The organism is Mycolicibacterium vaccae NBRC 14118 = CIP 105934, from assembly GCF_001552715.1.
Taxonomy (GTDB): Bacteria; Actinomycetota; Actinomycetes; order Mycobacteriales; family Mycobacteriaceae; genus Mycobacterium; species Mycobacterium vaccae.
Genome location: NZ_BCRS01000255.1, coordinates 1 through 5,069 on the forward strand (window position 1 = coordinate 1; position 5,069 = coordinate 5,069).

Annotated in this window: 8 protein-coding genes; 1 reads left to right on the forward strand and 7 read right to left on the reverse strand. The window is 71.7% G+C overall.

The window, feature by feature from the left end:
* From MVA01S_RS28480 to MVA01S_RS31410, 7 genes are all read right to left on the reverse strand, one after another.
* Window positions 1–442: DUF8688 domain-containing protein (locus MVA01S_RS28480; protein WP_494337738.1), on the reverse strand; the 442-nt coding region annotated here is incomplete at its 3' end.
* A complete protein-coding gene (locus tag MVA01S_RS28485; protein ID WP_003928723.1) occupies window positions 400–1,377 on the reverse strand; it encodes a class I SAM-dependent methyltransferase in 978 nt (325 codons plus the stop codon). The genes MVA01S_RS28480 and MVA01S_RS28485, both read right to left, overlap by 43 nt.
* Window positions 1,378–1,387: 10 nt before the next feature.
* Window positions 1,388–2,068: an enoyl-CoA hydratase gene (locus tag MVA01S_RS28490; protein ID WP_003928724.1), complete on the reverse strand. Its 681-nt coding sequence runs from the start codon at window positions 2,066–2,068 to the stop codon at window positions 1,388–1,390.
* Window positions 2,065–2,898, reverse strand: a complete 834-nt coding sequence (locus MVA01S_RS28495; RefSeq protein WP_003928725.1) for an NUDIX hydrolase — start codon at window positions 2,896–2,898, stop codon at window positions 2,065–2,067. Before MVA01S_RS28495 ends, MVA01S_RS28490 begins: the two co-directional genes overlap by 4 nt.
* Window positions 2,895–3,785 (reverse strand): ABC transporter ATP-binding protein, encoded by an 891-nt coding sequence (locus tag MVA01S_RS28500; protein WP_390176128.1) that lies wholly within the window; start codon window positions 3,783–3,785, stop codon window positions 2,895–2,897. Before MVA01S_RS28500 ends, MVA01S_RS28495 begins: the two co-directional genes overlap by 4 nt.
* Before the next feature lie 40 nt (window positions 3,786–3,825).
* Window positions 3,826–4,509 (reverse strand): membrane protein YczE, encoded by a 684-nt coding sequence (gene yczE, locus MVA01S_RS28505; protein WP_003928727.1) that lies wholly within the window; start codon window positions 4,507–4,509, stop codon window positions 3,826–3,828.
* On the reverse strand, window positions 4,509–4,661 hold the full coding sequence (locus MVA01S_RS31410; protein ID WP_157895607.1) for a hypothetical protein: 153 nt from the start codon (window positions 4,659–4,661) through the stop codon (window positions 4,509–4,511). The genes yczE and MVA01S_RS31410 overlap by 1 nt, the downstream gene beginning before the upstream one ends.
* 63 nt (window positions 4,662–4,724) lie before the next feature.
* On the opposite strand from MVA01S_RS31410, the gene MVA01S_RS28510 reads away from it, so the two are divergent.
* Window positions 4,725–5,069, forward strand: a 345-nt coding sequence (locus MVA01S_RS28510; protein WP_159426370.1) for a GntR family transcriptional regulator, incomplete at its 3' end; no start/stop codon positions are given.

Genomic DNA, 5,069 nt, shown 5'->3' on the forward strand with positions numbered 1-5,069 from the left:
GGCGGGCCATCGCCAGCCGCACCGGGTCGATGTCGCTACCGATGACGAACGACGCCCGGTTCCGCAGCGCCGCAAGCTCGCTGCCGATCGAGCAGGTCGCGTCGTGCACGACCGCGCCCGCCAGTCGGCGGGCCCGGTGCTCGGCCACCGGTGCGGCCGTGGCCTGCTGCAGCGCGTCGTCGGTGAACAGCCACCGGTCGGCGTCGGCGAACTTCGTGACGGCTTTGCGCCGCAGCCTGACGGTTTCCACCAGGACTGCGGTGTGGTCGCCGAAAAGCGTTCGGGCCGAAGCGATGTCCGACACCAGCGAGGCGTCGGTCAGCGGGTACCGGGACACCTCGGCCAACGCCGCGCCGCCCGCGTCGCTGCGCAGGTAGGCGACATCGCCGAGGCCGAACTCTACGACGGTTTGACCCCGGTGACCATGACGTTGTAGAACCAGCCCTTCGGCACCACGTGGCGCCACAGGTGGGCGTCGACCCACGACAGCGTCGTCCAGCTACCGAACGCGAATTTCGCCCAGCCCCAGCCCAACCGGCCCGGGGGCACCGCCGCCTCGAAGGTGCGGACCGGCCAGCCCAGCATGGCGGCGGTGAATTCCTCACTGGCGGTGCGAACTTCGACGGCGCCGGCGTTGGCGGCCATCCGCTCCAGATCGGCGGGGTCGAAGGTGTGCAGGTCGACGACGGCCTCCAGCGCCGCCGCCCGCGACGACTCGTCGAGCTCGGCCTGTGGCCTGCGCCAGCCGGCCAGAGCGGGCAGCTTGGTCACGTTGGTGGCGACCCGCCACGTCAGCGTCGACAACTCGCGGGCGTACCGGTTGCCGACGGTGGTCGGCTCGCCGGCGAACACGAACCGCCCGCCCGGCTTGAGCACCCGGACCACCTCGCGCAGGGACAGCTCCACATCGGGGATGTGGTGCAGCACCGCGTGGCCGACCACGAGGTCGAACGTGTTGTCCTCGTACGGGATGCCCTCGGCGTCGGCGACGCGGCCGTCGATGTCCAGTCCCAGCGACTGACCGTTGCGGGTGGCGACCTTGACCATCCCGGGCGACAGGTCGGTCACCGAGCCGCGCCGCGCCACCCCGGCCTGGATCAGGTTGAGCAGGAAGAACCCGGTGCCGCAGCCCAGTTCCAGGGCCCGGTCGTAGGGCAGTTCCCGCTGCACCTCGTCGGGCACCGCGGCGTCGAACCGGCCGCGGGCGTAGTCGACGCAGCGCTGGTCATAGGAGATCGACCACTTGTCGTCATAGGTCTCGGCCTCCCAGTCGTGATAGAGCACCTGGGCCAGCTTGGTGTCGTGCATCGCAGCTTCGACCTGCTCCTGGGTCGCGCGGGGCTGCGGCGCGGGATCGGTGACATCGGAACTTGTCATGCAGGGCAGCCTAACGTCCGCCGCCGGCCGCGCTCTCATCGCGGTTGAACGAGTACTTGGCTGCTGCCAGCACCTCGGCCGGGTAGTCGGCGAACCGGCCCGCCCAGGCCAGGGCCGCGTCGTAGACGGTGTCCGGCGCCACCATCTCGTCGATCAGCCCCAGCTGCAGCGCCTCGCGCGCGTCGACGAAGCGGCCGCTGAACACCAGGTCCCTGGCCTTGCTCTGGCCGATCGCGCGGGCCAGACGCGCCGCACCGGTGCCTGCGGGAGCACGCCCGGCCAGGATCTCGGTGGCGCCGAACTTCACGTTGTCACCGCTGATGCGCCAGTCGGCGGCCAGCGCCAGCGTCAGCCCCGCACCGAGCGCGTAGCCGGTGATCGCCGCGACCGTCGGTTTGGGCAGGTGGGCCAGCGCATCCACGGCGTCGCCGGAGACCCGTTCGGCGGCCACGGCCTCCTCGGCGGTCAGCGTGTTCAGCTCGGGCATGTCCGTGCCTGCGGAGAAGATCTCGTGCCCACCGAACACCACGACGGCCGACACGTCGTCGCGGGCGCCGAGTTCGGTCGCGGCCTCGGCCAGCTCGCGGTACACCTGACGGGTCAGCGCGTTCGTCGGCGGGCGCGACACCAGCAGCGTGGCGATCCTGCGCCCGTCGCCCGGAGCCAGGACGGTGCTGACGAACTCCGTCACGCGAGCGGCGCCCCGTCGGTGTATCCCTGCGGGGCCCGCCGGTTGCGTGCGGCGTTGTAGCGCTCGCTGTTGAAGAACTCGATCTCCCAGTTGCCGCCCTGCTCGGCGGCCAGTGACGGCTCCACCGCGACGATCCGGCGTTCGACGGCGAGCACCTCGGCGACGGTGCGACCGTTGAGCGCGTCCAGTTGCGTCCAGGTCGGGGGCAGCAGGAAGCTCCGCCCGTCGGCGAAGTCGTCCAACGCCTCCTGCGGGGTGATCCACCCGGCCTTGTCCGTCTCGGTGTTGTCGCCGTCGGCGCGTTGGCCCTGCGGCAGCGCGCCGACGAAGAAGTAGGTGTCGTAGCGGCGGGTGCGCTCCTCCTTCGGCGTGACCCAGTTCGCCCACGGCCGCAGCAGGTCGGCGCGCAGCATCAGCTTCTCCGAGCGCAGGAACTCGCCGAACGACAGCGACTTGTCCTCCAGTGCCGCCCGTTGCTCGCGGTACACCGACGCGTCGTCGACGAGCAGGTCGGGGTCGTCGGCCGCGCCGGCGAACAGCACACCCGATTCCTCGAAGGTCTCCCGGGCCGCCGCGCACACCAGCGCTTCGGCGAGTTCGGGGTCGACGCCGAAGCGCTGCGCCCACCAGTTCCGGTCGGGACCGTGCCAGGCGATGTCGGCGTTGCGGTCCCGGTCGTCGACGCCGCCGCCGGGAAAGACCATGACCCCGGCGACGAAGTCCATCGCCGAATGCCTGCGCATCAGGAAGACCTTGATCCCGTCGGGGGTGTCGCGCACCAGCATCACGGTCGCGGCCGGACGGGGCACCAGCGGATCCTGCGGGGTCATGCACGTCTCCTGTGGGCGGCGCGGCTGCGGGTGCGGCGCGCGAAGTAGCGTCCGTCGATGTAGTCCAGCGCGATGGACTGCCCGAACGCCTTCGAGAGGTTCTCGGCGGTGAGCACGTCGGTGAGCAGCCCGGCGTCGACCACGTGGCCCTCGGACAGGATCAGGCAGTGGGAGAACCCGGGCGGGATCTCCTCGACGTGATGGGTGACCAGCACCAGCGCGGGGGCGTCCGGATCGGCGGCCAGATCGCTCATCCGGGCGACCAGTTCCTCGCGGCCGCCCAGGTCGAGTCCCGCCGCGGGTTCGTCGAGCAGAAGCAGTTCCGGGTCGGTCATCAGCGCCCGCGCGATCAGTACCCGCTTGCGCTCGCCTTCGGAGAGCGTGCCGAACGTGCGCTCGGCGAGGTGTTCGGCCCCGACGCTCTCCAGCATGTCGACAGCCTGGGCGTAGTCGATGTCGTCGTACTTTTCGCGCCACCGGCCCAGCACCGCATAACCGGCGGAGACCACCAGATCGCGCACCACTTCGTCGTCGGGGACCCGCTGCGACAGCGCCGCGCTGCTGAGTCCGACGCGGGCCCGCAGTTCCGACATGTCGACCCGGCCCAGCCGCTCCCCCAGCACGTAGGCGGTGCCCGAGGACGGATGCTCCATCGCGGCGGCCATGCGCAGCAGCGAGGTCTTGCCTGCGCCGTTCGGGCCGATGATCACCCAGCGCTCGTCGAGTTCCACCGACCAGGTCACGGGGCCCACCAGCAGCCGGCCGTTGCGGCGCAGCGTGACGTCGGTGAAGTCGATCAGCAGGTCGGGGTCGGCTTCCGGCGCCGGAGCGGCCACCGCATCGGGGCTGTCGTCGACTGGCACCCGACCATCGTAGTCAGGCCGCACCTGCCCGGCGGTGTGCGCCGGGGACGTCGGCGCGGCACTATCACCCGCCTGCGACGCCGGTGGCCGGCGCGTGCTCCCCGTCCGGCGCGGCGCGGCGGGCCGAACTCACCGGGGCCCACCCGCTGACGGCCAGGACCCGCCGCGGCGTCAGCCGCACGAAAAGCTGCACCAGCGGTCCGATGCCGAGCGCGTAGACGACGGTGCCGACCCCGACGGTCCCGCCCAGCACCCACCCCACGGCCAGCACCGTGATCTCGATCGTGGTGCGGATCGCGCGCACCGAGCGGCCGGTGCGCACCACCAGACCGGTCATCAGGCCGTCCCGCGGACCGGGGCCGAGCCCGGCGCCGATGTAGAGCACGGTGCTGACCGCGTTGAGCACCACTGCGGCGCCCATCAACGCGGTGCGCACGGGCAGCGAAGCCGGGGCCGGGAGCAGCGTCAGCGCGACGTCGACGCTGATCGCGATCACCACGACGTTGGCGACGGTGCCGATGCCGGGCCGGGTGCGCAGCGGGATCCAGGCCAGCAGCACCGCGACCCCGACCACCGCCGAGGCCGTTCCGATCGTCATTCCGGTGCGCTCGGACAGTCCCTGGTGGAACACGTCCCACGGGTCCAGACCGAGCCCGCTGCGGACCATCATCGCCATCGAGATCCCGTAGCCGCACAGCCCGGCCACGAGCGCCGCACCGCGCAGCGCGGCGCGCCCCACCGCCGGCACTAGGCGTGGTCCGGGAAGTGCATCCGGATCGCGTCGAGGTCGCTGCGCATGCGGCGTGCGTCGGCGTCGCGCTCGTCGACGGTGCTGCCGATCGACGGCAGGTAGTACAGGTCGGCCAGCCGATGGCCCAGGCGGGATAACCAGTGCGTCATGCGCCCATGATCAGCCGCAACTGGCTTGCCCTTCAATAGCCAGTAGCGCAATACTGGCCTGCAATGACCGCGACGATGGCGAACAGATCGCTCGATGTGGACCTTCTGGCCCGCGAGCTCGGCAACTGGCGGACATCCAGTCGGAGTGGACCGGCGTACCACGGTCTTGCCGACGCCATCCGGCTGCTGATCGTCGACGGGCGGGTCCCGGTCGGGGCCCGGCTGCCCAGTGAGCGGGCGCTGGCGGAGACCCTGCGGGTGTCCCGCACGACGGTCACGTCGGCCTACACGCAGCTTCGCGACGACGGCTACCTCCGCGCGCGGCGCGGTGCCCGCAGCACCACCGCGCTTCCGCTGAGCCCGAGCCGGGCGGCGCCGGTGGCCGCACCGACCGCCAATCTGGCCGCG